This is a genomic window from Maritimimonas sp. 2405UD52-3 (assembly GCF_056591715.1).
The window spans coordinates 84,843-110,732 of sequence record NZ_JBWQOL010000002.1 but is presented as its reverse complement, the minus strand read 5'-3'; the positions used below and the strand labels follow the sequence as shown (position 1 = coordinate 110,732).

Annotated in this window: 25 protein-coding genes; 14 read left to right on the top strand and 11 right to left on the bottom strand. The window is 33.7% G+C overall.

Going from position 1 to position 25,890, the window contains the following annotated elements; all coding sequences use genetic code 11:
• The first annotated feature begins 5 nt into the window (after positions 1-5).
• The 5 genes from AC1EU5_RS04610 (at position 6) to AC1EU5_RS04590 (ending at position 2,985) form a co-directional block, all read left to right on the top strand.
• On the top strand, positions 6-1,031 hold the full coding sequence (locus AC1EU5_RS04610; RefSeq protein ID WP_480191190.1) for a type I phosphomannose isomerase catalytic subunit: 1,026 nt from the start codon (positions 6-8) through the stop codon (positions 1,029-1,031).
• A complete protein-coding gene (locus AC1EU5_RS04605) occupies positions 1,031-1,729 on the top strand; it encodes an HAD family hydrolase (protein WP_480191189.1) in 699 nt (232 codons plus the stop codon). Before AC1EU5_RS04610 ends, AC1EU5_RS04605 begins: the two co-directional genes overlap by 1 nt.
• A complete protein-coding gene (locus AC1EU5_RS04600; protein WP_480191188.1) occupies positions 1,729-2,352 on the top strand; it encodes a CatA-like O-acetyltransferase in 624 nt (207 codons plus the stop codon). Before AC1EU5_RS04605 ends, AC1EU5_RS04600 begins: the two co-directional genes overlap by 1 nt.
• 63 nt (positions 2,353-2,415) lie before the next feature.
• Entirely contained in the window at positions 2,416-2,685 is a 270-nt protein-coding gene (locus AC1EU5_RS04595) for a hypothetical protein (RefSeq protein ID WP_480191187.1), read from the top strand.
• Between the two features lie 105 nt (positions 2,686-2,790).
• On the top strand, positions 2,791-2,985 hold the full coding sequence (locus tag AC1EU5_RS04590) for a hypothetical protein (protein ID WP_480191186.1): 195 nt from the start codon (positions 2,791-2,793) through the stop codon (positions 2,983-2,985).
• Positions 2,986-3,001: 16 nt separating this feature from the next.
• Here the strand turns inward: AC1EU5_RS04590 and AC1EU5_RS04585 are convergent, their stop codons facing one another.
• Entirely contained in the window at positions 3,002-3,952 is a 951-nt protein-coding gene (locus AC1EU5_RS04585; protein WP_480191185.1) for a hydrogen peroxide-inducible genes activator, read from the bottom strand.
• Positions 3,953-4,055: 103 nt separating this feature from the next.
• On the opposite strand from AC1EU5_RS04585, the gene AC1EU5_RS04580 reads away from it, so the two are divergent.
• Positions 4,056-4,526 (top strand): Dps family protein, encoded by a 471-nt coding sequence (locus tag AC1EU5_RS04580; protein WP_480191184.1) that lies wholly within the window; start codon positions 4,056-4,058, stop codon positions 4,524-4,526.
• Here the strand turns inward: AC1EU5_RS04580 and AC1EU5_RS04575 are convergent.
• Both AC1EU5_RS04575 and AC1EU5_RS04570 read right to left on the bottom strand, forming a co-directional pair.
• Positions 4,523-5,344 carry a lysophospholipid acyltransferase family protein gene (locus tag AC1EU5_RS04575; protein WP_480191183.1) on the bottom strand — a complete coding sequence of 274 codons (822 nt, stop codon included), beginning with the start codon at positions 5,342-5,344 and terminating at the stop codon, positions 4,523-4,525. The two genes, AC1EU5_RS04580 and AC1EU5_RS04575, sit on opposite strands and share 4 nt — an antisense overlap.
• Positions 5,345-5,389: 45 nt before the next feature.
• Entirely contained in the window at positions 5,390-6,022 is a 633-nt protein-coding gene (locus AC1EU5_RS04570) for an NUDIX hydrolase (RefSeq protein ID WP_480191182.1), read from the bottom strand.
• An 88-nt stretch (positions 6,023-6,110) separates the two neighbouring features.
• Here AC1EU5_RS04570 and bshA point away from each other — a divergent pair, with 88 nt between their 5' ends.
• Positions 6,111-7,241, top strand: coding sequence for an N-acetyl-alpha-D-glucosaminyl L-malate synthase BshA (bshA, locus tag AC1EU5_RS04565; protein WP_480191181.1), 1,131 nt, complete (start codon positions 6,111-6,113; stop codon positions 7,239-7,241).
• A gap of 3 nt (positions 7,242-7,244) precedes the next feature.
• Here the strand turns inward: bshA and aroB are convergent, their stop codons facing one another.
• Positions 7,245-8,312: a 3-dehydroquinate synthase gene (aroB, locus tag AC1EU5_RS04560; protein ID WP_480191180.1), complete on the bottom strand. Its 1,068-nt coding sequence runs from the start codon at positions 8,310-8,312 to the stop codon at positions 7,245-7,247.
• 83 nt (positions 8,313-8,395) lie between these two features.
• Here aroB and AC1EU5_RS04555 point away from each other — a divergent pair, with 83 nt between their 5' ends.
• A complete protein-coding gene (locus AC1EU5_RS04555) occupies positions 8,396-9,562 on the top strand; it encodes a proline dehydrogenase family protein (RefSeq protein WP_480191179.1) in 1,167 nt (388 codons plus the stop codon).
• Positions 9,562-9,849, top strand: coding sequence for an LETM1 domain-containing protein (locus AC1EU5_RS04550; RefSeq protein WP_480191178.1), 288 nt, complete (start codon positions 9,562-9,564; stop codon positions 9,847-9,849). Before AC1EU5_RS04555 ends, AC1EU5_RS04550 begins: the two co-directional genes overlap by 1 nt.
• On the opposite strand, the gene AC1EU5_RS04545 is transcribed toward AC1EU5_RS04550, so the two are convergent.
• The 3 genes from AC1EU5_RS04545 to AC1EU5_RS04535 all read right to left on the bottom strand — a co-directional run bounded on the left by AC1EU5_RS04545 (position 9,850) and on the right by AC1EU5_RS04535 (position 13,546).
• Entirely contained in the window at positions 9,850-11,493 is a 1,644-nt protein-coding gene (locus AC1EU5_RS04545; protein WP_480191177.1) for an AMP-binding protein, read from the bottom strand.
• 78 nt (positions 11,494-11,571) lie between these two features.
• Positions 11,572-12,336 (bottom strand): hypothetical protein, encoded by a 765-nt coding sequence (locus tag AC1EU5_RS04540; protein WP_480191176.1) that lies wholly within the window; start codon positions 12,334-12,336, stop codon positions 11,572-11,574.
• A gap of 559 nt (positions 12,337-12,895) precedes the next feature.
• Complete coding sequence (locus AC1EU5_RS04535; protein ID WP_480191175.1) at positions 12,896-13,546, bottom strand: hypothetical protein; 651 nt, start codon at positions 13,544-13,546, stop codon at positions 12,896-12,898.
• A 132-nt stretch (positions 13,547-13,678) separates the two neighbouring features.
• On the opposite strand from AC1EU5_RS04535, the gene typA reads away from it, so the two are divergent.
• Positions 13,679-15,448 carry a translational GTPase TypA gene (gene typA / locus AC1EU5_RS04530; protein ID WP_480191174.1) on the top strand — a complete coding sequence of 590 codons (1,770 nt, stop codon included), beginning with the start codon at positions 13,679-13,681 and terminating at the stop codon, positions 15,446-15,448.
• A 71-nt stretch (positions 15,449-15,519) separates the two neighbouring features.
• Positions 15,520-16,467 carry an FKBP-type peptidyl-prolyl cis-trans isomerase gene (locus AC1EU5_RS04525; protein ID WP_480191173.1) on the top strand — a complete coding sequence of 316 codons (948 nt, stop codon included), beginning with the start codon at positions 15,520-15,522 and terminating at the stop codon, positions 16,465-16,467.
• 85 nt (positions 16,468-16,552) lie between these two features.
• Here AC1EU5_RS04525 and AC1EU5_RS04520 read toward each other — a convergent pair whose 3' ends face one another.
• Genes AC1EU5_RS04520 through AC1EU5_RS04505 form a run of 4 tightly spaced genes read right to left on the bottom strand, consistent with a single transcriptional unit; the run spans position 16,553 to position 22,469 of the window.
• The gene (locus tag AC1EU5_RS04520) at positions 16,553-18,361 is read right to left on the bottom strand and encodes an acyl-CoA dehydrogenase family protein (RefSeq protein WP_480191172.1); all 1,809 of its coding nucleotides are present in this window, start codon (positions 18,359-18,361) and stop codon (positions 16,553-16,555) included.
• Positions 18,362-18,383: 22 nt separating this feature from the next.
• A complete protein-coding gene (locus AC1EU5_RS04515) occupies positions 18,384-19,574 on the bottom strand; it encodes an acetyl-CoA C-acyltransferase (RefSeq protein ID WP_480191171.1) in 1,191 nt (396 codons plus the stop codon).
• Between the two features lie 4 nt (positions 19,575-19,578).
• Positions 19,579-21,987, bottom strand: a complete 2,409-nt coding sequence (locus AC1EU5_RS04510; protein ID WP_480191170.1) for a 3-hydroxyacyl-CoA dehydrogenase/enoyl-CoA hydratase family protein — start codon at positions 21,985-21,987, stop codon at positions 19,579-19,581.
• Between the two features lie 23 nt (positions 21,988-22,010).
• Positions 22,011-22,469, bottom strand: a complete 459-nt coding sequence (locus AC1EU5_RS04505; RefSeq protein ID WP_480191169.1) for a MarR family winged helix-turn-helix transcriptional regulator — start codon at positions 22,467-22,469, stop codon at positions 22,011-22,013.
• Positions 22,470-22,618: 149 nt separating this feature from the next.
• Here AC1EU5_RS04505 and AC1EU5_RS04500 point away from each other — a divergent pair, with 149 nt between their 5' ends.
• Genes AC1EU5_RS04500 through AC1EU5_RS04490 form a run of 3 tightly spaced genes read left to right on the top strand, consistent with a single transcriptional unit; the run spans position 22,619 to position 25,787 of the window.
• A complete protein-coding gene (locus AC1EU5_RS04500) occupies positions 22,619-23,545 on the top strand; it encodes an ABC transporter ATP-binding protein (RefSeq protein WP_480191168.1) in 927 nt (308 codons plus the stop codon).
• A 1-nt stretch (position 23,546) separates the two neighbouring features.
• Positions 23,547-24,863, top strand: a complete 1,317-nt coding sequence (locus AC1EU5_RS04495; protein ID WP_480191167.1) for an ABC transporter permease — start codon at positions 23,547-23,549, stop codon at positions 24,861-24,863.
• Positions 24,864-24,911: 48 nt separating this feature from the next.
• Positions 24,912-25,787 carry a DUF6268 family outer membrane beta-barrel protein gene (locus AC1EU5_RS04490; RefSeq protein ID WP_480191166.1) on the top strand — a complete coding sequence of 292 codons (876 nt, stop codon included), beginning with the start codon at positions 24,912-24,914 and terminating at the stop codon, positions 25,785-25,787.
• Positions 25,788-25,890: the final 103 nt, after the last annotated feature.

The window sequence follows — 25,890 nt, the reverse complement described above, 5'->3', positions numbered from 1 at the left end:
GTTTAATGTATCCTATTAAATTTGAGCCTATACTTCAAGAAAAGATTTGGGGAGGCCGAAAACTTGTTGAAAAACTGAATAAGGATTCTGATAAAGTTAATATTGGTGAAAGCTGGGAAATATCAGATATAAAAGGGAATATGTCTGTCGTAGCCAACGGAACTTTAAAAGGATATTCACTGCAAGATCTTATGGTCACTCATAGAGATGATTTGCTGGGCAAAAAAGTGTTTACCAAATTCAGCTATAATTTTCCGTTGCTTATTAAATTTATAGATGCAAAGGAAGCCTTGAGTATTCAGTTACACCCTCATGATGATTTAGCAAAAGAGCGTCATAGTTCATTTGGTAAGACGGAAATGTGGTATGTAATGCAAGCAGATCAAGGTGCAGAGCTAATTGTTGGATTTAAAGAGGATAGTGATCGACTAACGTACTTAAAACACTTAGAGAATAAATCATTACTAGATATCTTAAATGTAGATAAGGTAAAAAAGGGCGATGTTTATTTTATTCCTACTGGGCGAGTACATGCTATAGGGGCTGGTGTAATGCTTGCTGAAATACAACAAACTAGTGATATTACATATAGGGTATATGATTGGGATAGACAGGACAAGTATGGAAAGTACAGAGAACTCCATACTGACGAGGCACTAGATGCAATTAATTACAAAGCACTGTCAAATTATAAAACGAGCTATAAAAAAGAAAACAATACAATTTCTAATATTGTAGATTGTCAATACTTCACTACGAATTTCTTACCTATAATTGGGAAGAAAATTGCAATTGATCATTCTGATAAGGATTCGTTTGTCATTTATATGTGTGTAAAAGGAAGTGTTGAATTCATTTGTGATGGAGAAAAGACAAGTTTGGGTGTGGGTGAAACGGTTTTGATACCGGCCGCATTAAAGAAATTTTTTATTAGATCTAAAAATAAATCTGAATTGCTAGAGATTTATATAGATAAAGATTCTCCATTATTAGAAGAAGCCTTATTCAAGAAGAAAAATTCAAGAAACTAATGAGTAGTTTTGATTATAGTAGAGTAAAAGTTATTGCTTTTGATGCCGATGATACATTATGGATTAATGAGACTTATTTTAGAGAGGCAGAACATGAGTTTGCAAGATTGCTGGCAGATTTTGAAACCGAAAATAAGATAGATCAAGAGCTTTTTAAAAAAGAAATGGATAACCTCGAACTTTATGGTTATGGGGTGAAAGGTTTTGTGTTGTCTATGGTTGAATCTGCTCTGGAATTATCTAATTACACCTTAAAACCTCAAGTTGTTGAGAAAATTATCAACATTGGCAAACAAATGATCAATAAGCCAATTGAATTGTTAGAAGGGGTTGAAGAGACATTAAAAGCATTAAATGGGAATTATAAATTGATTCTTGCTACTAAAGGTGATTTGTTAGATCAAGAACGTAAACTAGAAAAGTCAGGATTGTTAAAATACTTTCATCATATAGAGGTGTTGAGCGAAAAGAAACCTGAAAATTATAAGAAATTACTTTCGCATTTAGATATAGATCCATCTTCATTTCTAATGATAGGTAATTCATTAAAATCTGATATCTTACCGCTTATTGAAATAGGTGCACAAGCTATTCATATTCCTTTTCATACTACATGGGCACATGAAGTTGTTGAAGATAATGGAGAAGATTATAAAACTATACAACAGTTAACAGATATTATTGAACTTTTAAATTGATGCGTGAATTAGATATTAGCACCTGGAATCGCAAGCAGCATTTTGAGCATTTTATGCAGTTTGATGATCCCTATTTTGCTGTTACCATTAGTTTTGATGTTACAAAAGCGTTTCAATTTTCAAAAGATAAAGAGCAATCTTTTTTTGTGGCCTATTTATATGCTTGTATGAAGGCAATCAATCAGGTTGAGAATTTTAAATACAGGACTGTAGACCATAAGGTTGTTATTCATGAAGTGATTCATGCATCTGTAACGATATCTAGAGTGGATAACACTTTTGGTTGTACTTTTATCCATTTTGATAAAAATTTCGAAGTGTTCAATGACAATTTTCAAAAGGAAAAAAATCGCGTTTTAACCACTACTGATTTATTTCCTCCTCAAAACACTGAGGATTGTATTTACTGTTCGGCTTTACCATGGTTTAATTTTTCTGGTCATAAAGAACCTCATTTTGGACTTAAAAAAGAGTCGGTGCCTAAATTGGCTTTTGGTAAATATTCAAATCATAGTGGGCGTTTGATGATGCCTTTAGCTATAGCTGTAAATCATGCTTTGGTTGACGGATATCATGTTGGCTTATTTGCGGAAGCTTTTCAAAAGGAATTGGATAATTTTTAAGAAAAAATTAAAAAATTTGTGTATATTAAAAGCATAAATTTGTCCAAAAATCAATCATAAATTATGGCAAGTGTTAGAAACTTAAAGAAAGATATCAATACTGTTCTTTCTGATATTATTGAAGAGTGTTATATGTGGCAAATATTACAGGAAGATGATAAAAAAACAGATAAAGCTGAAAAAATAATAGATGAAACAATTGACACGTTTGATGCATTAATTGAAAAAATTCATAAAAAAGACGTTGAGGACAAAAAAAGTCATTTTAATACAATTAGTAAAGAGTTAGAAGATAAGGCTAATGGTTTATTAGCCAAGATTCAAAAATTATAAATTGTTATGAGCCTTAACAAGATTTACTAAAAAATGTTAAATTTTGTAATATCAAATTAATTATTACGTTCTAAAGTATATTCCAATTAAACCCTTTTGAATTCTATGGCGAGAGCAATGTTTGAGTATACTAAAACTGTGTTGAAAAAAGTGAGTTTTAGTGTAGATCTTTTTTGTAGAGAATTAGAGAAAGCCATTTCAAGATTATTACCACACGAAATAGATGAGTTAAGAATTTGGCTTTTAGAATTTACTGCCAACAAACCTGAGTTAAATGCTTGTTTGGCTGTTGTTAAATAATAATAAAGGAGCTTTTTTAAGCTCCTTTATTTTTTTGTAATGGACTTACAATTTTTACATCATTAAAGGAAATAACACCTCTTATAATACCATCAATAGTATTTTTTAAAGCTTCTATCATTTGCATTTTTAACTGTGATTTGTGATAGATTAATGCGACTTCTCTTGCGGGGGCTGGGCTCACAAATTCTTTCAGGTATTTCTTGTCTTCTTGAGCAAGGTCTAAAGTATGTAAGTAGGGCAGCAATGTCATTCCTAGGCCTTCTTTTGAAAGTTTCAATAGAGTATTAAAACTACCACTTTCAAGTTTAAAAGAGTCTGTATCATTACTTTTCAAATTGGTACAGATGTTTAATACACTATCTTTAAAACAATGACCATCTTCTAATAATAAAATATCATTAATATCTAAATCTTCAATACTCAACTTTTCCTTTTGTGAAAGTCGGTGATCTTCACTCATAAACCCTACAAATGGCTCATAATAAATAACTCTTTCTTTTATAGCCTCATTTTCCAAAGGTGTAGCTGCTATTGCTGCATCTAAATGACCATCTGCTAATTTTTGAATGATTGCTTCGGTATTTAGCTCTTCTACTTTTAGATTCACCTTTGGGTACTTCTTGATAAAGTTTTTAAGAAACAAGGGTAGCAGGGTAGGAGTAATGGTGGGAATGATTCCTAATTTAAATTCCCCACCAATAAATCCTTTTTGTTGATCTACAATATCATTAATTCTATTACTTTCATCTACAATTACCTTTGCTTGTTCTAAGATCTTCTCACCAATTGCAGTTAGTTGAATGGGTTTCTTTTTTCGGTTGAAAATGATAATATCTAATTCTTCTTCTAGTTTTTGTATTTGCATGCTCAGCGTGGGCTGTGTAACAAAACACTTTTCTGAAGCTGTGGTAAAGTTTCTATGCTCGGCAACTGCTAAAGCATATTTTAATTGAGTAATGGTCATTAAGTATAAATTTTGATGATAAATATATTAAAACTATCAATTATACTTATAATGTTTAGCGATTATTTTTCATGAATTTTGTGTGAATTTAAAGTTGAATATCATGAAAACTACATTAATTGGATTAGAGAAAAACAAAGTTGAGGATTTAGTAAATGAGCTGAACCATCTACTTGCTAATTTTCAAACATATTACCAAAGTTTAAGAGGCTTACATTGGAATATAAAAGGAAAATCTTTTTTTGAGTTACATACTAAATTTGAAGAGTTGTATACAGATGCTCAAGAAAAAGTGGATATGATAGCTGAGCGTATTCTAACATTAGAAGGTGTTCCTTTGCATACATTTATAGATTATAATGAAAGGTCGGTTGTTCCAGTTGGAAAACATGTTTCAAATGATGTTGAAGCTGTAAGTTTAATAGTAAATTCACTATCAGAATTACTTAAAATTGAACGCAATATTTTAGATAAATCTGGTGAAGCAAATGATGAAGGAACCAATTCAATGATGAGTGATTTTATTAGTGAACAAGAAAAAACTGTTTGGATGATGAATGCTTGGTTAAACTAATCGTAGTTACTAAAATTCCAAAACTTTCGCTGCTCGTTAAGTTCAGCCTCCTGTTTTGCATATTCTTCTTCTGAAAGTACTTTCAACAAAGAAGGATGTTGCTCTATAGCAAACTGAAGTTTTTCAACAATATCATCAACAGACTCATTCTCATAATCAAAGTCTAAAGGCTCTTTTATAACCATAGATTGCAGAACATTTCGTTTTTTGATCATAAGGCCTTTTTTATCATAAGCACGTCTAAAACCGTCTATAACAATAGGAATTACTATGGGTTTATTTTGTTTAATGATGTGTGCTGTACCACGCCTTATAGGCTTAAAAGGTGTTGTAGTACCTTGAGGGAAGGTAATTACCCAGCCATCGTTTAGAGCAGTGCTTATGCTTGAAACATCTGACATTTTAACTTGACGATTGACTTCTTCACCTTTACTTCGCCATGTCCGCTCTATAGATATAGAACCAGTGTACGCAAATATTTTAGGGAGTAATCCGGCTTTCATGGTCTCAAGGGCGGCAACATAATAAATATTCAATTTTGGTTGCCAGATATATCCTATATTCTTTATGGAATCATCCCTTCCTTTTAAGGATGCATTGAAAACATGCAACATAGCTGCAACATCAGCAAAATAGGTCTGATGATTTGAAACAAATAATACACCTTTATCGGGTAAATTTCGTAAGATATCAGAGCCTTCAATATTTAGTTTATTAAATCCTTGGTAGCGTTGGTGGGAAATCAATCCGAGCAATCGAATCAAATTTTTCTTTATAAATAAAGCATTTCCAAAAGGGTCTTGCTTAAAAAGCTTCATAGAGTACTAGCGTTAGTAAAACAAACTTACAAAAAGTTTGAGCGTTCACATTGGTTTTAACAAGTCTTTAATTTCACTCAGAATCATTGCTGTTGCACCCCAAACGGTATGATTATTTAATTTAAAACAAGGTACATCTATATTTTTCATATAGGAGGTCGTCATTTTTTCCAAAGCTAAAGAACCATCATCTAATAGGTCATGTAAGCGCACTTCAATAAACTGATGCACTTCATCACTAGCTTTAAAAGTAGGGGTGTAATCAACAGTGCCAATAAACGGGGTTACCCAAAAATTGCTGGGAGGTATATATGTTTTTGTAACTTCTCTAAAAATAGAAATATCTTTTTTGTTAACACCAGTTTCTTCAAATGTTTCTCTAATAGCGGTTTCTTGTAGGTCTTTATCTTGTTGTTCAATTTTTCCTCCAGGGAAACTTATTTGAGCAGAATGTGTTCCATTATATTGAGCTCTTTGGGTAAGCAAAAAGTGAGTTTCATTATATTGATTAGGATAAAACAATGCCAAAACCGCAGAATACTTCGGATTTCGCTTAGCAATAGACTCTTCAGTAAAGTTTAGCCGCAAGGCAGGCACCATCTTAAATTGCGATTCCATACCACCTAACGATGCATTTTTAAGTTGTGAAAGATGTGTTAAAAATGAAGTGAAGTCCATGAAATGGTTTAAATTTACGAGGTACGAAATTACGATTATTCTAGAAAGTAATTGAAGCGTATAACGACAAAACGGTTAAATTTTTAATATGAAAATAGGTATTGTTTGTTACCCTACCTTTGGTGGTAGTGGAGTAGTAGCAACAGAATTGGGTATTGCTTTGGCAGATAAAGGCCATGAAGTTCACTTTATAACTTACAACCAACCAGTTCGGTTAAATGCGCTGTCAAAGAATATTCATTTTCATGAGGTTTTTGTAGAAGAATATCCCTTATTTCATTTTCAACCTTATGAGTTAGCGCTTTCAAGTAAGTTGGTGGCCATGGTGAAACTTCACGGTATTGAGATTCTGCATGTGCATTATGCAATACCACATGCCTACGCTGCATACATGGCAAAGCAAATGTTAAAGGAGGATGGTATAGATATTCCTTTTGTTACCACATTGCATGGTACAGATATTACTTTGGTAGGAAGCCATCCTAATTATAAAACAGCAGTAGAATTTAGTATTAATAATTCAGACGCAGTTACCGTAGTTTCAAAGAGTTTAAAAGAAGATACGTTGCGCCTCTTTAATATCAGAAAGCAAATAGAAGTCATCCATAATTTTATTGATGTTGATAATTATGAGGTAAATAAGGAAGATTGCGCTAGAGGTAATTTGGCTGATTCTAATGAGAGAATTATAACGCACATAAGTAATTTTAGACCAGTAAAATGTATTCCTGATGTGATTGATGTATTTTTTAAAGTACAACAAGAGATTAAGGCCAAGCTGCTAATGGTTGGTGATGGTCCTGAACGTGATGCAGCCGAAAAGCAGGTGGCCAAGTTAGGAATTTCAGATAAGGTTATTTTCTTAGGTAATAGCAGTGAAGTAAATAAAATTTTGTGTTTTTCAGACTTATTCTTGCTACCGTCTAAAACAGAAAGTTTTGGATTAGCTGCATTAGAAGCTATGGCGGCTAAAACACCTGTAATATCTACAAATACTGGTGGTTTACCTGAAGTAAATAAAGATGGAGAAACGGGTTATCTTAGTAATGTTGGAGATACCATGGATATGGCGAATAAAGCCATTTTTATTTTGGAACATGACGAGCGATTGGCTGAATTTAAACGAAAAGCCTTTGAGTTCTCTAAGCAATTTTCATTGGAATCAATTCTTCCCCAATATGAAGAAGTGTATAGAGCTGTTAAAGTAGGTTGTTGCTAGTATCTAAGAATTGTAAAATTTTATTCCTTTTATTAGTAAATCTTCATTGACTTGACAATCTAATTTAAATTTTTCTACAGCTTCCAGTAACACAAAATTTACCGTATTGCCAATACTTTTTTTATCGTGTTTCATTAAGTCAAATATGGTAACATAATCTTCACTATTAATTTCTGTTTTTCCATAAAGGTTAATAACTAATTCCTTTAAGGAAGTTAATTCACTCATCGGAAAATCAAACAACTTATGTGATGCATAGGCTTCTACAATCATACCAATACCAATAGCTTCTCCATGTGTTAAAGTCTGTTTATTCTCATGATCCAAAAAGAACGATTCAACAGCATGTCCAAAAGTATGTCCAAAGTTTAACACTTTTCTTAGGCTAGACTCTTTGAGATCTTTTAGAACAATTTCATTTTTGATTTCTATAGATCTGTATATGAATGTATCTAATTGATCTCCAAATGGCTCTTTATTTTCTTTTAAATGATTCCATACAGATGTGTCATAGGTTAAGCCATATTTTATAATTTCAGCCAAACCTGATTTGAATTCTCTTTCGGGCATTGTTTTTAAGAAAGTAGTATCAATAACTACCATTTCAGGATTACTAAAGAGTCCTATTAAATTTTTTAACGTACCTAAATCAACTCCCGTTTTACTTCCAACAGAAGCATCTACCATACTTAAAAGTGTGGTAGGAATATTAATAAAACGAATTCCTCTTTTGTAGGTAGAAGCCACAAAACCACCTAGATCAGTAACCATCCCGCCACCTAAGTTAATGAGTAAACTTTGACGGTCTACTTTCAATTCGGTCAGTTTATTCCATACTTCAATACAGGTAGCTATATTCTTGTGTATTTCACCAGCGTTAATTTCAATAACATCAATCTTGAAATTTTTTCCTAGGTTTGAAATGAAGTGATCAATACAGTGTTTATTTGTATTAGAGTCAACTAAAACCACAAGTTTAGAAGGATTCTTTTCAGAAATATATGTATCTAATTCATCATAAGCAAGGCCATTGAAATGAATATAGTAGTCTGTTGAATGTATAGAATTCACGTGAAATTTAAATTAAATAATAGCAAGCGAATTTATTGAAAAAATTGTGGTCTTGGCTATCTTTGTAAAAACATTTGATAACAATGCTTGATAAAACTTTTGAAGATACTAAAACGGCTTTTGCATTAAAATCTGACACAGAGCTTGATCGCGCTTATTTTCTATTTAAAATGATTCAAAGTGAGCCGCTGGTAAGAATAGGAACGGCTATAACAAACTTTGCTTTGAAGGCTCATATGCCTGTTGAACACTTAATAAGGGCCTCAGTATTTGATCATTTTTGTGGTGGTGTAAATGAAGAAGATTGCCTTCCAGTAATAGCGAAAATGTTCACTAAAAATGTACACTCTGTGCTTGATTATTCTGTTGAAGGTAAGGAAGAAGAAGATCAGTTTAATTTAGCTTTTGAAAAGACTATGCAGTCTATAGATTTTGCTCATGAGAAAAAAAGCATTCCGTTTGCGGTTTTCAAACCTACAGGTTTTGGACGATTTGAATTGTATCAAAAGTTAACAGAGGGTCAGGAATTAAATGATCAAGAACAAGTAGAATGGCAAAGGGTTGTAGGCAGGTTTGACAAAGTTTGTGCTGCTGCAAAAGAAAAAGATGTTCCATTATTGATTGATGCAGAAGAAAGCTGGATGCAGGATGCTGCAGATAATTTAATAGAACAAATGATGGAAAAGTATAATACCCAAAAGGCTATTGTTTTTAATACGTTACAAATGTATCGTCATGATAGAATGGATTATCTAAAAAGATTATACAAGCGAGCAAAAGAAAAAAAGTACTTCATTGGCATGAAAGTAGTTCGTGGTGCTTATATGGAAAAAGAAAGAGATAGAGCACAAAAAAAAGGATATGCATCACCAATTTGTGAAGATAAAGAAGCGACCGATAAAAACTATAATGCAGCTATTAAATTTTTCATGGATAACGAACGCCTGGCATTATTTGCCGGAACGCATAACGAAGAGAGTTCTTATTTATTGATGCAAATGGCAACCGAAAAAGGTATTTTAAAGAATGATCAACGCCTTTGGTTTGGCCAATTATATGGTATGAGTGATCATATAAGTTATAATTTAGCAGATGACGGATATAATGTTGCAAAATACTTACCTTATGGACCTGTTAGAGACGTAATGCCTTACTTAATCCGTAGAGCAGAAGAAAATACATCAGTGGCTGGTCAGACTAGTAGAGAGTTAACTCTCATAAAAAAAGAAAAAAAACGTAGAAAATTATAGTGTTTACAAAAGAGGAAGTACAAGAAGTTCTTGAAAAGAACAAGAAAATTCTGGCTAGAGAGCTTAAAGACAGTAAAGAGTTGATGAGTCTTTTGCAACGTTATACAACAACTACGTTAAAAAGTCAAGAAAAAGATCGTTTAAAACATTTATTGATTGACCTCTTTAAAAAAATACCGGCTCTGGCAATTTTTGCTTTGCCTGGTGGATTAATTTTACTACCTATTGCAGCTAAGCTAATTCCAGAAATACTACCGAGCTCTTTTCACGATAATTTAGAAAATTAACTATTCAAAAATTACTTTTTCATCCATATCAAACCACTGTTTATAATATGGTTGATGAATTTTTTCAATAGCATTTCGCTTTACCTTTAATGTTGGGGTTGTCAGTCCGTTATCTACGGTCCAATCTTCTTTCATGATAACCACTTTTTCAAGTTTTTCATGTCTCTCAAAAAATGGATTTATAGTATTTACAGTTGCAATTAATCCTTTAGAAAGATCATCTTTAGATTTTGCTCTTCCAAGTTCTGACAAGGTAATCAATGCAATAGGTTGAGGAATACCAGCTCCTACGACACATATTTGTTCTATATCTGTATTCTCTGTCATTTTCAGCTCTAAAGAGGCGGGTGATATATATTTGCCCTTATCAGTTTTAAACTGGTCTTTAACACGGCCTGTAATTGTTAAATAACCATCATGATCATATTCACCAATATCCCCTGTTTTAAAATAGCCATCTTCATCAAAAACACTAGCAGTAATCTCTGGTTCCTTAAAATATCCTTTCATTAAGCATTCATTTTTAATGCAGATTTCCCCATCAGGTGTAAATTTAATTTTTACTTCAGGCATTGCTTTACCTACTGTTCCTATTTTATTAGCATTTGGTATGTTGCCATGAGAAATAATACAATCTTCAGTCATGCCATAACCTTGATAGATATCAACTCCTATTTTTTTGTACCATTTCAACAAACTTGGGGCAATTGGAGCAGCACCCGAGGCCATAACTTGCGCATTGCTCAAACCTAATTTTTGTTTGAGTTTATTTTTAATGATTGTTTTTACAAAAGGGATTGATAATAAAAGATTTAACCGCTTTTGTGGAAGCGCTTCAAGTATTTTCTCTTGAAATTTTGTCCAAATTCTAGGTACCGCAAAGAATAAATAAGGTTGCGCTTTCTGTAAATCAGATGCAAATGTTTCTAATGATTCAGGAAAGTAGAACTCAGCACCTAAAGTTGTACCTATAGCCCCAGTAATTACACGTTCAGCAACATGAGCCAACGGTAAATAAGAAAACAAGATAGGATGATCAGGAATAGAAAATACTGAAATTCCATTGTAAGTAGCTACCATAAAGTTTCCGTAGGTATGCATAACGCCTTTTGGATTACCTGTTGTACCCGAGGTGTAAATGATGGTGTATAAATCCTCTCTAGTTGGTAACTTGATTTCTTTGATTTCCTGTTTTGTTTGAACTAGCTCTTCCCATATTTGTCCTGTAGCTTCACCATATAAACTAACACTGATCTTATGAATATCTGGAATACCTGATTCTTGTGTGCTAAAATTGTCAAGTTTGCCAATGATTATGGCTTTAGCTTCACTATGAATAAGCACTTTATTAATTGAATCAGCATTTAAGGTAGGGTATATAGGTATAGAAACATACCCTGCCATCATAATAGCTAAATCACTCATTATCCAATGCGCACAGTTTTTAGATAATAATGCAATATGACTATGATCAGGTAAATTAAAGTCTTTTATTGCATTTGCAATCTTTCGAGCCTCACTTCCTACTTCCTTAAAAGTATATGAAATGTTTTTTCCATCTATAGGTTGATTTAAAAAAATGTGATCAGGTGTTAGTTCTTCCCAATGAAGAAAAGCTTCTAAAGGAGAATTGAATTTTTTCATTTGATGCTGTATATTCAATTTAAATATAAAACAAAACCTGACATTCGTCAGGTTTTATTAATAACTGTTCTTTTAAAATTATTTAGTCGATGTATATCCTAAGTCAGGACGTATTCTTCCCTCTACTTTTTCATATTTAGAAAGATGGTTGAACAGTGCTCCAAAAGTTTTGTTACCCTCTTCTCCTAATAATTTATCATTATCTGCTCCTCTTTGGGCCATTTGAATTGGGTCTGTTGCTGCCACAGCAACCATATAGTAATCGCTTGGTGATCCAAAACCAGTTCTATAAACTCTGTAATGAATTTTAGACTCTTTGTTGGCAAACATATTTCTGACGGCTTTCATTCCTTTCTTTACCTCAGCGGCATTACCGGGAGTAAAATGTAAAAAATGAAATTCTCTAAAATCTTCTCCTTCAGGAGTTAAAGTAATACCACCTGGCATATATGATAGTTCTTTGTCTAAGTGTATAATGTAATTAGTATGGCTATCATAGCATTTGTCCATTTTACCAAATATGGCATATAAATTTTCTTTACCTATTTTATCTGTTAACGATTTAAAAAGAGGTCTATCTAATTCAGCCATATTGCTAATAGGCGTTACATACATATACCTGCCATCTGAAGTGCTTGATGTCAGCCAACTTTCATCTTGAATGTTGTTTTCTTTCAAGAGTGCTGTTAACTCCTTTGCAGCTTCTTCATAGTCTTGAGTTTTGGCAAGTTTTACATTGTCTTGATGCACCCAGTAGGCTTGGATTTTTTTCTCCTGTGCAGTAATTATTGCCGCAAAAAAAAGTGCTAATGTCAATGACATTAGAAATTTAATTTTTTTCATAATAGTTGGTTTAATTAATTGTTTGAATAATTAGTAAATGTTTTGGTTACTTCTTTTGGATTAAATGAAGTTAGAGTTCGCTGATCAATATTTGACCAAATAATACACGAAGAAAATACAAGATAAAAGGAGGGCATCTTGTTCTAAAGGGGTTAATTAGTTGTTTTTAAAGATACTAAATTATTTTAACATTTATAAATTCAGTCAAATATAAAAGACTGGTAAAAACAATTAGTACTTACCAGTCTAGTCTTTGGTTCCTATATTATTTAGTTTCTGGCCGCATCTTTTGCATTTTTACCACTTAAATCCTCTCGAAGCACCCATAATTCTGATTGACTACCTTCAGTTAATTCACCCCATTCTTTTATAACTTTTTCGAAACTTCCTTGATCATAAACTTCTAATTTTTTGGGAAATTTAATATCTATTGCTACCCTCTATGACTTCTTAAAGAAAAACTGAATACAACTACTTCATTTATTTAAAAGCACTTTTATAATAAAAAAACTCATCTAAATAGATATAGATGAGCTTTCATTTTTTATGTTAAAAAATATTATTTCAATTTAATCTTTATTACTCCTCCTGCTCCTCTTGATCCATATAAGCTCGTATTGCCCCTTTCTACTGAAATATACTTAATATCAGTAGGCGAAATAGATACTATATTATTAACTTGAGAACCATTTACTAAAAAAATTGGATGCATTCTACCTCCATTAACTGATATGCCTCCTCCTTTGACAAATACATTTTCTCCAATTACTTCTATATTTTGGAATTTCGACCTTAAGAGTTGAAAAATATCAGTATAACTTGAATAATCGGTATTATTCTCATCATAATTAGAAGAGCCGTAGCCTAATTGAGAAAATTCCTTCTTTGAAATAATTGCTGGTTCTTCTGGAAAGATAAAGTTTATTTTATCCTGTCCGGTATATTCAATATCAATAAGTCCATGTTTAGAAGAAAATACAGTCACTAACTTATTATTTGGTGACAACATAATTTGGTATAATCCCTCTTTATTCGTTTTCACTTTCGTTTTTAAAGAATCAATAAAAATTCTGGCTCCTTTTATTGGTTTACTATCATAATCTGTAACCAAACCGGTTAATTCCTTTTTTTTCGATTGTTGAGCTTGAGTTGTAGTAAAAACAAGAACACAAAAAAAAGTAATTAATAAGCTCAATGCAAATCTATTCATAATAAGTAAATTTTATTTTTATCAAATCTAACAAAAATTAGACCAATGAATGGAATAAGTTTTAATTTTCCAAAAAAAGCTCAATTTTAATTGAATACTTATGAGTACTTTCGCAGCTTCAAAATTAAAGAGATGCAATCCATTAGAAATATAGCTATTATAGCTCACGTTGATCATGGTAAAACTACATTGGTTGACAAAATAATTGATCAGGCAAAGATTTTAGATGAGCGCAAAGAGCGAACGGATTTATTACTTGATAATAATGATTTGGAGCGAGAGCGCGGAATTACAATTTTATCAAAGAATGTATCTGTAACATACAAAGATGTTAAGATCAATGTTATTGATACGCCGGGCCACGCTGATTTTGGTGGTGAGGTTGAACGAGTACTAAAAATGGCTGATGGTGTATTGTTGCTGGTTGATGCTTTTGAAGGACCTATGCCTCAAACGCGTTTTGTATTAGGTAAAGCACTTGGATTAGGTTTGACTCCAATTGTTGTTGTAAATAAAGTAGATAAAGATAATTGTACTCCAGATTTGGTACATGAAAAAGTTTTCGATCTAATGTTTGCATTGGATGCTACTGAAGAGCAATTAGATTTTGTGACTATCTATGGATCGGCAAAAAATGGCTGGATGAGTACTGATTGGCTGCAGCCAACGGAAAATATCATTCCCTTATTAGATGCTGTAATTGCATCAATTCCAGAAGCACCGTATAGAGAAGGAGCTCCTCAAATGCAAATAACATCCTTAGATTTTTCATCATTTACTGGTAGAATTGCTATTGGACGTGTTTTTAGAGGTAATCTCGAAGAAAATAAAGATTATATGCTTTGTAAAGCAGATGGAAGTGTGAAGAAAGTGCGTATCAAGGAACTGCATGTTTTTGAAGGCATGGGTAAAGCCAAAGTTTCAAAAGTAAGGAGTGGTGATATTTGCGCTATTACAGGTATTGAAGGTTTTGAAATAGGTGATACTATAGCTGATTTGGAAAGTCCGGAAGCTTTGCCAAGAATTAAAGTGGATGAACCTACCATGAGTATGCTGTTTACAATTAATAATTCTCCATTTTTTGGAAAAGAAGGTAAATTTGTTACTTCAAGACACTTGCGTGACAGACTTTATAAAGAAACTGAAAAAAACTTAGCATTGAAGGTAGAAGATACCGATTCTGAAGATAAGTTTAATGTGTTTGGTCGTGGTATTTTGCATTTATCTGTACTTATAGAAACAATGCGTAGAGAAGGGTATGAATTGCAGGTGGGTAGACCTCAAGTAATTTTGAAGGAGGTTAATGGTGTCAAAAGTGAACCCTATGAAACTTTGGTGATAGATGTCCCTGAAGAGTTGGCAAGTAAAGCTATTAATTTAGTGACGCTGAGAAAAGGCGATTTGATGGTTATGGAACCCAAGGGTGATCTACAACATTTAGAGTTTGATATTCCATCAAGAGGCTTGATTGGTCTCAGAAATAAATTGTTAACCGCTACTCAAGGTGAAGCTATTATTAACCATCGCTTACGCGGATATGATACTTTTAAGGGAGATTTTAGTGATGTTGTAAACGGCGCAATTGTAAGTTCAGAAACTGGAAAAGCAACCGGATACGCAATTGATCGTCTACAAGATAGAGGTAAGTTTTTTATTGATCCTAATGAAGAGATTTATAAAGGACAAGTAGTTGGTGAAAATAGTCGACAGGAAGATATGGGAGTTAACCTTATTAAAGGAAAGAAATTGACCAATGTACGAGCAGCGGGTAGTGATGAAGGTTTGAAGATTGCACCGAAAATTAAATTTTCATTAGAGGAATGCATGGAGTATATCAGAGATGATGAATATTTAGAGGTAACACCGCAAAACTTGCGCATGCGTAAGATAGAATTTAGGTAGTCTTTTTAACAAAAGATTATCTAAATGCAACGAATATAAAATTGTAAATTGCCAACCAAATTTTTTGAACTATGAAGTTGAAAACATTTTTTCTTGTATTGCTTACGGTAATTTTTATTGCTTGTAATAATGACGATGATGCATCAGATAATTTTGATATTGCAGCGCAATCCTTAATTGATGATGAAAGAATAGTAGAGTATTTACAAACTCATTATTATGTGCCACCTCAAGAAAATGAAATTTTTGGTGTAATAGACACTTTATTACCAAGTGACAATGAAGTTTCATTATATGAACATCCTGACCTTGTAGAGCAAAACGTTGAAATTCAGGATTTTAATTTCAAGCTGTATTACCTAATTACTTCAGAAGGCGTAAATGAAAACCCTACTAGATTAGATTCAACCTTGGTTAGATACAGAGGTTTTTTATTAGATAGTACTAAGTTTGATGAAAGAAGCAATTATGTATGGTTTTCTGGAACGACTCAGGGTCTAAGACAAGGCTGGAGATATGGTATAGAACATATTAAAAGTGGTATCAATACTAGTGTTTCGGGAGAGCCTATTTCATATAAAGATACGGGTAAAGGACTTATAATATTTCCTTCAGGGTTAGGATATGGTAATGCAGGTACTATAGGTATCCCAGCCAATGAACCACTTATATTTCAGATTGAATTAGGGGCAGTTGTAATGGCAGATGATGATAACGATGGCGTAGTGAATAATAATGAAGATATTGATGGTGATGGCGAAGGAATTGATGACGATTCAGATAACGATAATGCACCTGATTATTTAGATGCAGATGATGATAATGATGGAGTGCTAACAAGAGATGAAGACATAGATGGAGATGGAAACCCTATGAATGATGATACAGATAATGATGGTACGAAGAATTATTTAGATGATGATGATGATGGTGACGGAACTCTAACACGAGATGAAAGCAAAACAAATGATGAAGATGGTGATGGCGTTGTTGATTATTTGGACCCTGATACTAATTAAGGACTTCTCAAAAAAAAACAAAAAGCCGTTTCATATGAAACGGCTTTTCAATTTCCACTAAACTTTGCTTAAAACAACTAAGCTGTTAAAAACAATATTTATTTTCTTCCTTAACTTTTTCGGCAATTTCATTACGTAAATCAACGATATCTGGATAATTAGCATATTTCGTAAAACGCTTAAGCCCCATTAACATCATACGCTGTTCATCGCCTTCAGCAAAAGAAATAATACTTTCTTTTCCTTTGTCTTCTATTATATTTATAGCATTATATAAGTATAATTTTGACATTGCTATCTGCACGGATTGAGATTCTTCTCCAAAACGCTTCGCATTTTTCTCAGTTCTCAAAACTGCTGATTCAGCCATGTAAATTTCAATTAAAATGTCAGCAGCAGCTATTAGTAATTGTTGATGCTCCTCTAAATCTTGTCCAAACTTTTGAACAGCAGCACCTGCAACCATTAAAAATACTTTCTTAAGTTTAGCAATCATGGCTTTTTCTTCAGAAAATAATTCAGAATAATCAGGAGTATCGAACGAAGGAATTCCCATTAATTCTTCCTGCACTTTCGTTGCTGGGCCTAACAAGTCTACATGACCACGCATTGCTTTTTTAACAAGCATACCAACACAAAGCATCCTGTTGATTTCATTGGTTCCTTCATAAATTCGTGCAATACGCGCATCTCTCCAAGCTGCTTCCATTGGGGTTTCTTCTGAGAATCCCATACCGCCAAAAATTTGTATTCCTTCATCAGCACAATTTTGAACATCTTCAGAAACTGCAACTTTTAATATAGAGCATTCAATAGCATATTCTTCAACACCTTTTAATTCTGCCTCTTGATGACTATTTCCAGAAGCTTCACGGATGGCAATTCTATCTTCAATATTTTTTGCAGCTCTATAGGTGGCAGATTCGCCTACATAAGCATTCATTGCCATTTGTGCTAGCTTTGTTTTAATAGCTCCAAAGTCAGCTATAGGGGTTTTAAATTGCTTACGTTCATTGGCATAATTAACTGCAGTAGTCAATATTCTTCTCTGTGAGTCTAAACAAGCAGCAGCTAATTTAATACGTCCTACGTTTAAAGCATTCATGGCTATTTTAAAGCCGTTTCCTCTTGTTGACAACATGTTTTCAATAGGAACTACCGTATCATTAAAAAATACTTGACGAGTTGAAGAAGCACGAATACCTAATTTATGTTCTTCTTCACCCAGTGTAATCCCATTTGGATTGTCTTTATCATATTCAACTATAAAACCTGTAATGTTTTTATCGTCTTCAATCCTAGCAAAAACAATCATTAAACGACAAAAACCTGCATTAGAAATCCACATTTTTTGCCCATTGATTTTATAAGATTTTCCATCTTCGGTCAACTCTGCAGTTGTTTTTCCAGAGTTTGCATCAGAACCAGCCCCAGGCTCAGTTAAACAGTAAGCTCCAAACCACTCTCCAGTAGCTAATTTAGGAACATACTTTTGTTTCTGTTCTTCTGTTCCGTAAAGTGTAATTGGCATTGTACCAATGCCTGTATGTGCACCAAAGGCAGTACTAAAAGAACCGGTACCACTAGAAATATAATCACATGTTAAACAGGTAGACACAAACCCCATTCCTAAACCTCCATATGCTTCAGGTACAGCAACTCCTAGGAACCCGAGTTCTCCTGCCTTGCGCATTACTTCTTCGGTTAACGCATAATCTTTTGCTTCAAAGCGTGCTTTATGAGCTATAATTTCGCGATCATTAAATTCAATAACCGCCTCTTTCATCATCTTTTGCTCCTCAGAAAAATCCTCGGGAGTAAATACATCCTCACACTGTGTTTCTTTTACTAGGAATTGACCTCCCCGTAAAATTTCTTTATCTATTACTTCCATAAGTTTATAATTGGTTAAATTTTTAATTTAAGAATTCAAATATTCCAGCGGCACCTTGACCGGTACCTACACACATGGTTACCATACCATGTTTACCTTTCATATCACGTTTACGCATTTCATCAAAAAGCTGCACTGATAGCTTAGCTCCTGTACATCCAAGAGGGTGACCGAGAGCAATTGCACCACCATTTACATTGATGATATCATTATTAAGATCTAATTCACGAATTACGGCCAAAGACTGAGAAGCAAACGCTTCATTTAATTCAATTAGCTCAATATCTTTCTGTGCTAACCCAGCTTGTTTTAATGCTTTTGGAACAGCAGCAATTGGGCCAATACCCATAATTCTAGGAGGCACACCAGCTGCTGCATAGCTTACCAATCTGGCAATTGGCTCAAGGTTTAGCTCTTTTACCATTTCTTCACTCATGACCATAACAAAAGCAGCACCATCACTGGTTTGTGATGAATTACCTGCTGTTACACTGCCATTGGCAGCAAATACAGGTCGTAATTTTGCTAAAGCCTCTTTGCTAGTACCACGACGCGGACCTTCATCTTTAGTTACGGTAAATTTTCTGGTTGCCTTTTTACCTCCATTTATGTAAGTCTCCTCAACTTCAATTGGGGCAATTTGATCTTGAAAACGATCTTCATCTAATGCTTTTAAGGCTTTCATATGAGAATTGTAAGCAAAATCATCTTGATCTTCACGAGATACGTTATACTCTTGAGCTACGGCTTCTGCTGTATTACCCATACCCCAATAGTAATCTTCGTGACCTGTTTTCACTACATCATCGTAATTCAATTCTGGTTTGAATCCTGTCATTGGCACAGAACTCATACTTTCTGCGCCACCCGCTATTATACAATCAGCCATACCTGCTTGTACTTTAGCAACAGCTGTTCCTATAGTCTCTAATCCAGATGCACAAAAACGATTTACCGTTACACCGGGAACGTCAACAGTATTCAACCCTATCAAAGAGATAATACGCGCCATATTTAATCCTTGGGATCCTTCTGGCATGGCATTACCAACAATAACATCATCAATACGTTTCACGTCAAAACCAGGCAGCTTACTCATCATATACTGAATGGTTTCTGCGGCTAATTCGTCAGCTCTTTTAAATCTGAATCCACCTCTTTTAGATTTACCAACGGCGGTTCTATATCCTTTTACTATATATGCTGTTTTCATGTTTTTAATTTCTTAAAGGTTTACCTGTCTTCAACATGTGCTGAATGCGTTCTAAAGTTTTACGTTCTGTACATAAACTTAAGAATGCTTCGCGTTCTATATCTAGCAAATACTGCTCAGAAACTCTTGTAGGTTCTGATAAATCACCACCAGCCATTACATATGCCAATTTATTTGCTATTTTTTGATCATGTTCAGAAATATATTTTGAGGCTTTCATAGCGTCGGTACCTACCATAAAGGTTCCAAGTGCTTGTTTACCTAACACGAGTATATCTTCGCGTTTCGGCTTTTGAGAATACCCAGCTTCAGCCATTATTAAAGCATGCTTTTTGGCTTCTGCAATCTGACGATCTTTATTAACCACTACAACATCTTTACCTTTTTGAAGTACATTCATATCAAATGCTTCATAAGCAGAGGTGGCTACTTTTGCCATCCCTATAGTTAAGAAATGTTCTTGCAATACATTAAGTTGAACATCACCTTTATGGAATAAATCTTGAGCACGCAAAGTCATCTCTTTAGAACCTCCACCGCCGGGAATTACACCTACACCAAATTCTACTAATCCAATATAAGTTTCAGCTGCGGCTACAACTTTATCTGCATGCATTGATAATTCGCAGCCACCACCTAAACACATACCATGTGGTGCAGAAATAGTAGGAATAGAAGAATAACGCATACGCATCATAGTATCTTGAAAATACTTGATTGCCATATTTAACTCATCATATTCTTGCTCTGCAGCCATCATAAAGATCATACCAATGTTAGCACCAACAGAGAAGTTTGCCGCCTGGTTACCAACTACTAAGCCTTCAAAATCTTTTTCTGCTAGATCAACCGCTTTATTTAACCCTGCCAAGACATCCCCACCTATGGTGTTCATTTTAGATTGGAATTCACAGTTTAAGATACCGTCACCTAAATCTTCAATTACGACTCCTGAATTTTTGAATACTTCATTTGATTTACGGATATTGTCTAATATGATAAACGCATCTTGACCAGGTTTTTTGGTTTGAGCCTTGGCGGGAATATCATAATAATATGTTGCTCCGTTTTTAACAGTGTAGAAAGAAGTTTCGCCTTTGCCTAGCATTTCTGTTACCCAAGCTGCTGGCTCTTTACCTTCAGCTTTCATCAGTTCAATACCTTTTTCAATTCCTATGGAATCCCAAATTTCAAAAGGACCATTTTCCCATCCAAAACCTGCTTTCATAGCATCATCAATGCGGTAGAGTTCATAAGAAATTTCTGGAATTCTATTTTGAACATAAGCAAACATTGCGGCAAAATTCTTACGATAGAACTCACCAGCTTTATCTTTTCCGCCAACTAATACTTTAAACCTATCTATTGGTTTATCTATTGTCTTCGTTAACTCAAGCGTTGCAAATTTTGCTTTTTTGCTTGGGCGGTATTCCAAGGTGTTCAAATCCAAAGCTAATATCTCGCGCTTGCCTTCAGCGTTTGTTGTCTTTTTATAAAAACCTTGTTTTGTTTTGTTCCCTAACCATTTGTTTTCCATCATAGTATTGATGAAGTCAGGAAGTTTAAATAATTCATGGGCTTCGTCATCAGGGCAGTTGTCATAAATACCGTTGGCAACGTGTACAAGAGTATCTAAACCAACAACATCAACAGTTCTAAATGTAGCAGATTTCGGTCGCCCTATCACAGGTCCGGTTAATTTATCTACTTCTTCAATAGTTAATCCTATCTCTTTTACTTGATGAAATAATGATTGAATTCCAAAAATACCAATCCTATTACCAATAAATGCTGGTGTATCCTTGGCTAAAACAGATGTTTTCCCTAAGAATTTGTCGCCATATTCCATTAAGAAATCAGTGATTTCTTGTTTGCAATCTGGTCCTGGAACAACTTCAAATAACTTTAAGTAGCGAGGAGGATTGAAGAAATGTGTCACAGCAAAATGCTGACGAAAATCCTCGCTTCTTCCTTCATTCATAAATTTGATTGGAATACCAGAAGTATTTGAAGATACAATAGTACCTGGAGTTCTATATTTCTCAATTTTTTCAAACACTTGTTGCTTAATATCAAGTCGTTCTACAACAACTTCCATAACCCAATCAACATCTTTTATCTTGTGAAGATCATCATCAAGATTACCAGTGGTAATTCTATCAGCGAATTTCTTATTATAAATAGGTGAAGGTTTTGATTTCAATGATGCGGTAAGTGCATCATTTACTAGGCGATTACGAACCACCTTATCATCTAAAGTTAAGCCCTTTGCCTTTTCGGCATCGTTAAGTTCTCTTGGAACTATATCAAGAAGTAATACTTCAACGCCAATATTCGCAAAATGACATGCAATACCTGACCCCATAATTCCGGAACCGATAATCGCTACTTTTTTAATTCTACGTTTACTCATATTTGATCTAAAAATATTTAAGATTATATGGCTTTTCGATCTACCTGATGATAGATATCACGATCAGCAATTAATTGGTTAATTTTCTCTGTAACTTCAAAAAAATGTCTGATTTTTTCATTGGAAATGTGTTCACGTACCTTTTCATTAAAAGTGATAACGTGCTCTCTAGATACTTCTCGCATTTCTTTTCCGTAATCAGTTAATTTTATTAAAACACTTCTTCCATCGTCAGGATTCTTTTCTCTAAAGATGGCCCCTTTGTCTTCCATAGTCTTTAAAATTCTTGAAAGACTTGTTGGTTCCATACCCATTTGAGGCCCTAATGCTGTTGATGGTGTTCCGTTTTCATAGTCTATATTTAATAGTACAAAGGCCGTAGCCATTGTACTTCCGTGCTTTGCTGCCTGCTCATTATACATCTTGGCAACGGCTTGCCAAGTGGCTCGTAGTGCATGGTCAATGGTAGTTTCTTTTTGCATGGAAACAAATATAGATAAAAAATACTATGCACGCATAGTAAATTGAAAAAAGTTATGCGTGCATAGTAAATTTATCATAAATGGGATGTAACAAATAGCCTTTATCTAAGTCAAATTATGTAGGTTTGGCAAAAATTTTAACAAATTCAATGGATAATCTACTCGTTGTTGATAAGGTGGTCAAAAACTTTGGTGACTACCGAGCTCTTAATGAAGTTTCTATAGAGGTACCTAAAGGGAGTATCTTCGGATTATTAGGTCCTAATGGAGCTGGTAAAACTACTTTAATACGAATTATCAATCAAATTACAATGCCTGATATGGGTAAGGTGCTTTTGGATGGTGAAGATTTAAAACCCTTACATATTAAAGATATTGGATACTTACCTGAAGAGCGAGGTTTGTACAAGTCTATGAAGGTAGGTGAACAGGCATTGTATTTGGCACAATTAAAGGGGCTTAGTAAAACCGAAGCCAAGAAACAATTGAAATATTGGTTTGAAAAGTTTGAAATAGGCGATTGGTGGAATAAAAAGATTCAGGAGCTGTCTAAAGGAATGGCTCAAAAGATACAATTTATTGTTACGGTACTGCACAGACCCAAGCTTTTAATCTTTGATGAACCATTTAGTGGGTTTGACCCTATAAATGCGAATATAATTAAAGATGAAATTTTACAATTAAGAGATGAGGGAGCAACTGTGATTTTCTCTACGCATAGAATGGAATCTGTTGAAGAGCTGTGTGAACATATAGCTTTGATTCATGAATCAAATAAAATTTTAGATGGAAAATTAGTTGATATTAAGCGTCAATTTAGATCAAATACCTATGAAGTAGGATTGATTGCAGATAAAAAAGATGCTGTGACCAATAAATTGGCAGAAAGGTTTGAATTATCAAAAGCAAGTTTTAAAACCATTAATGATGAACTCAAATTTAACATCAAAATTAATGGAAGTGGAACTGCTAATGATTTGGCGTCACATCTTACTACTTTGGGGGAACTGACACACTTTGTTGAGATCATCCCAAGCGCTAATGACATTTTTATCCAAACTGTACAAAACAATTAATATGAATCACTTATCACTTATCACCCAAAGAGAGTTTTTAAATAAGGTAAAGAATAAGTCATTCATACTCATGACATTTTTGAGTCCTTTAATTATGGTTGGTGTTATTACCTTGGTCGTGTACCTAACACAACTAAATAATGATAAGGTACGAACCATTTCTGTATTAGACGAAAGCAAGTTATTTGAAAACGAATTTCAAAATACGGAGAATACCAAGTATGATATTCTTAAGGAGCTTAGCCTTGAAGATGCTAAAAAAATTGTACAAGAAGCAGGTAATTATGGACTGCTGTACATTCCTAAAGGGAGAAATATAGATGCTATTGCCGATAAGGTAAAATTCTATTCTGAAGATTCGCCATCACTTGTAGTTATGGATAAAATTGAAGATAAAATAGAGGAAAAGGCTAGAAATATTAAATATAGAGAGTCAGGTTTGGATCCTAATATGATTAATGATCTTAGAGTTAAAATTGATGCCAATCTTGAAACTTTTGAAGGTGAAAAAACGTCTAAAATTGGCAGCGGACTAAAGCTAATTTTTGGTGGGGCTGCGGGCTATTTGCTATTTATGTTCATCATTATTTATGGTAATATGATTATGCGTAGTGTTATAGAAGAAAAAACCAGTAGAATTATTGAAGTAATAATTTCTTCGGTAAAACCTGTGCAGTTATTATTAGGTAAGATATTTGGAACTTCTTTGGCTGGAATTGTACAATTTTTGATATGGATTGTTATCGGATTTGTTCTACTAACAGTTGTGTCTTCTGTTTTTGGTATTGATGTAGCTCAAAACCAAATGGCACAACAGCAGGAAGTCATGAATCAAGTTGGAGGCGAAGGAATAGCCCAGGATAAGGTAGCAACTATTGTTCAGGAGATCGTCAATTTACCATTAACCAATCTTGTTATTATGTTTATCTTCTTTTTTATAGGGGGCTATTTGTTATATGCGTCACTGTATGCAGCTATTGGAGCTGCAGTAGATAATGAAACAGACACGCAACAATTCATGTTGCCTATTATTATGCCATTAATGCTGGCTATTTACGTAGGCTTTTTTACTGTAATTGAAAATCCACATGGTACAGTGTCACAAGTATTTTCATATATACCTTTTACTTCACCCGTAGTGATGTTAATGCGCATACCGTTTGGTGTACCCATTTGGCAGCAGTTAATTTCATTACTGTTGTTATTCGGCACCTTTTTCTTAACGGTACTTTTTGCTGCTAAAATATATAGAGTAGGTATTTTAATGTATGGTAAGAAACCTACATATAAAGAATTAGCCAAATGGTTAAAATATTAAGAAGAATTTGACGTTATAAGCGAGATATAGTTAATCTCCCTATAACCATTGTTTAAAAAGATCCTTTTTGGTTTTATCTTATCGTTGACTAGTATTATCGTTTTCGGTCAAGTAAAAGACCTTGGCGGTATAGACTACACTCATGTATTTAATAAATCTGGTTCACCTGATTTTTCCCGTACTCGGGTTTGGTTGAATTACCCTGTTAAGCTTAAAAAGAAAGATCACATTCTCGTAAATGGTTTGCGCTATAGCAATGTAAAACTAGACTTTGATGATCAATCAAATTATAATTTTGATACAAATCCTTTACAAGAAATTCATGTATTAGAATATACCTTAGGTTATACTTTTATGATGAGTGAGAAGTGGCGATTTACAGCACAAATTTCACCAACAGTAGCTTCAAATCTAGACGATAAAATTTCAGGAGATGACCTTATCTGGAGTGGAGGTGTTTTATTCATAAAAACCAATGAAACTCCTAAAAAAACAAGATGGACGTTAGGTCTTATGTATAACCAACGTACAGGTTTACCACTGCCACTACCTTTTGCTACATATTTTAAAGAAGTGAATAACCATCTTACATATACGCTTGGGGTCCCTATTAGTAAAATGAAATACTTCTTTAGCAACAAAAAAAATAGTGTAGAAGCCTTCATAATCTTAGATGGATATTATTCTAATTTAAGTTTAAACTTGCCTGTTGGCAATCAAATGGCTGAACATATTTCAATGTCTGGTGTGGTAACAGGAATTGGTTTTGACAAGTATATTGGTAAACGTATGAATTTGTTTTTAAAAGGAGGCTATACATTACGAAATTCACTGCGCTTAGTTAAGAATAGAAATGACAAGGTTTTTGATTTTGATCTTTCTAATGCCTATACCTTTAGAGCAGGGTTGAAATTCAACTTTTAATTTACTAACGTTTTTTTTCATAACGAAATATTGATATTGTCCTTGGAAAATAATTTGGTATAAAGATTGTAACTTCGCAATTAACAGATCAATATTTAAACGA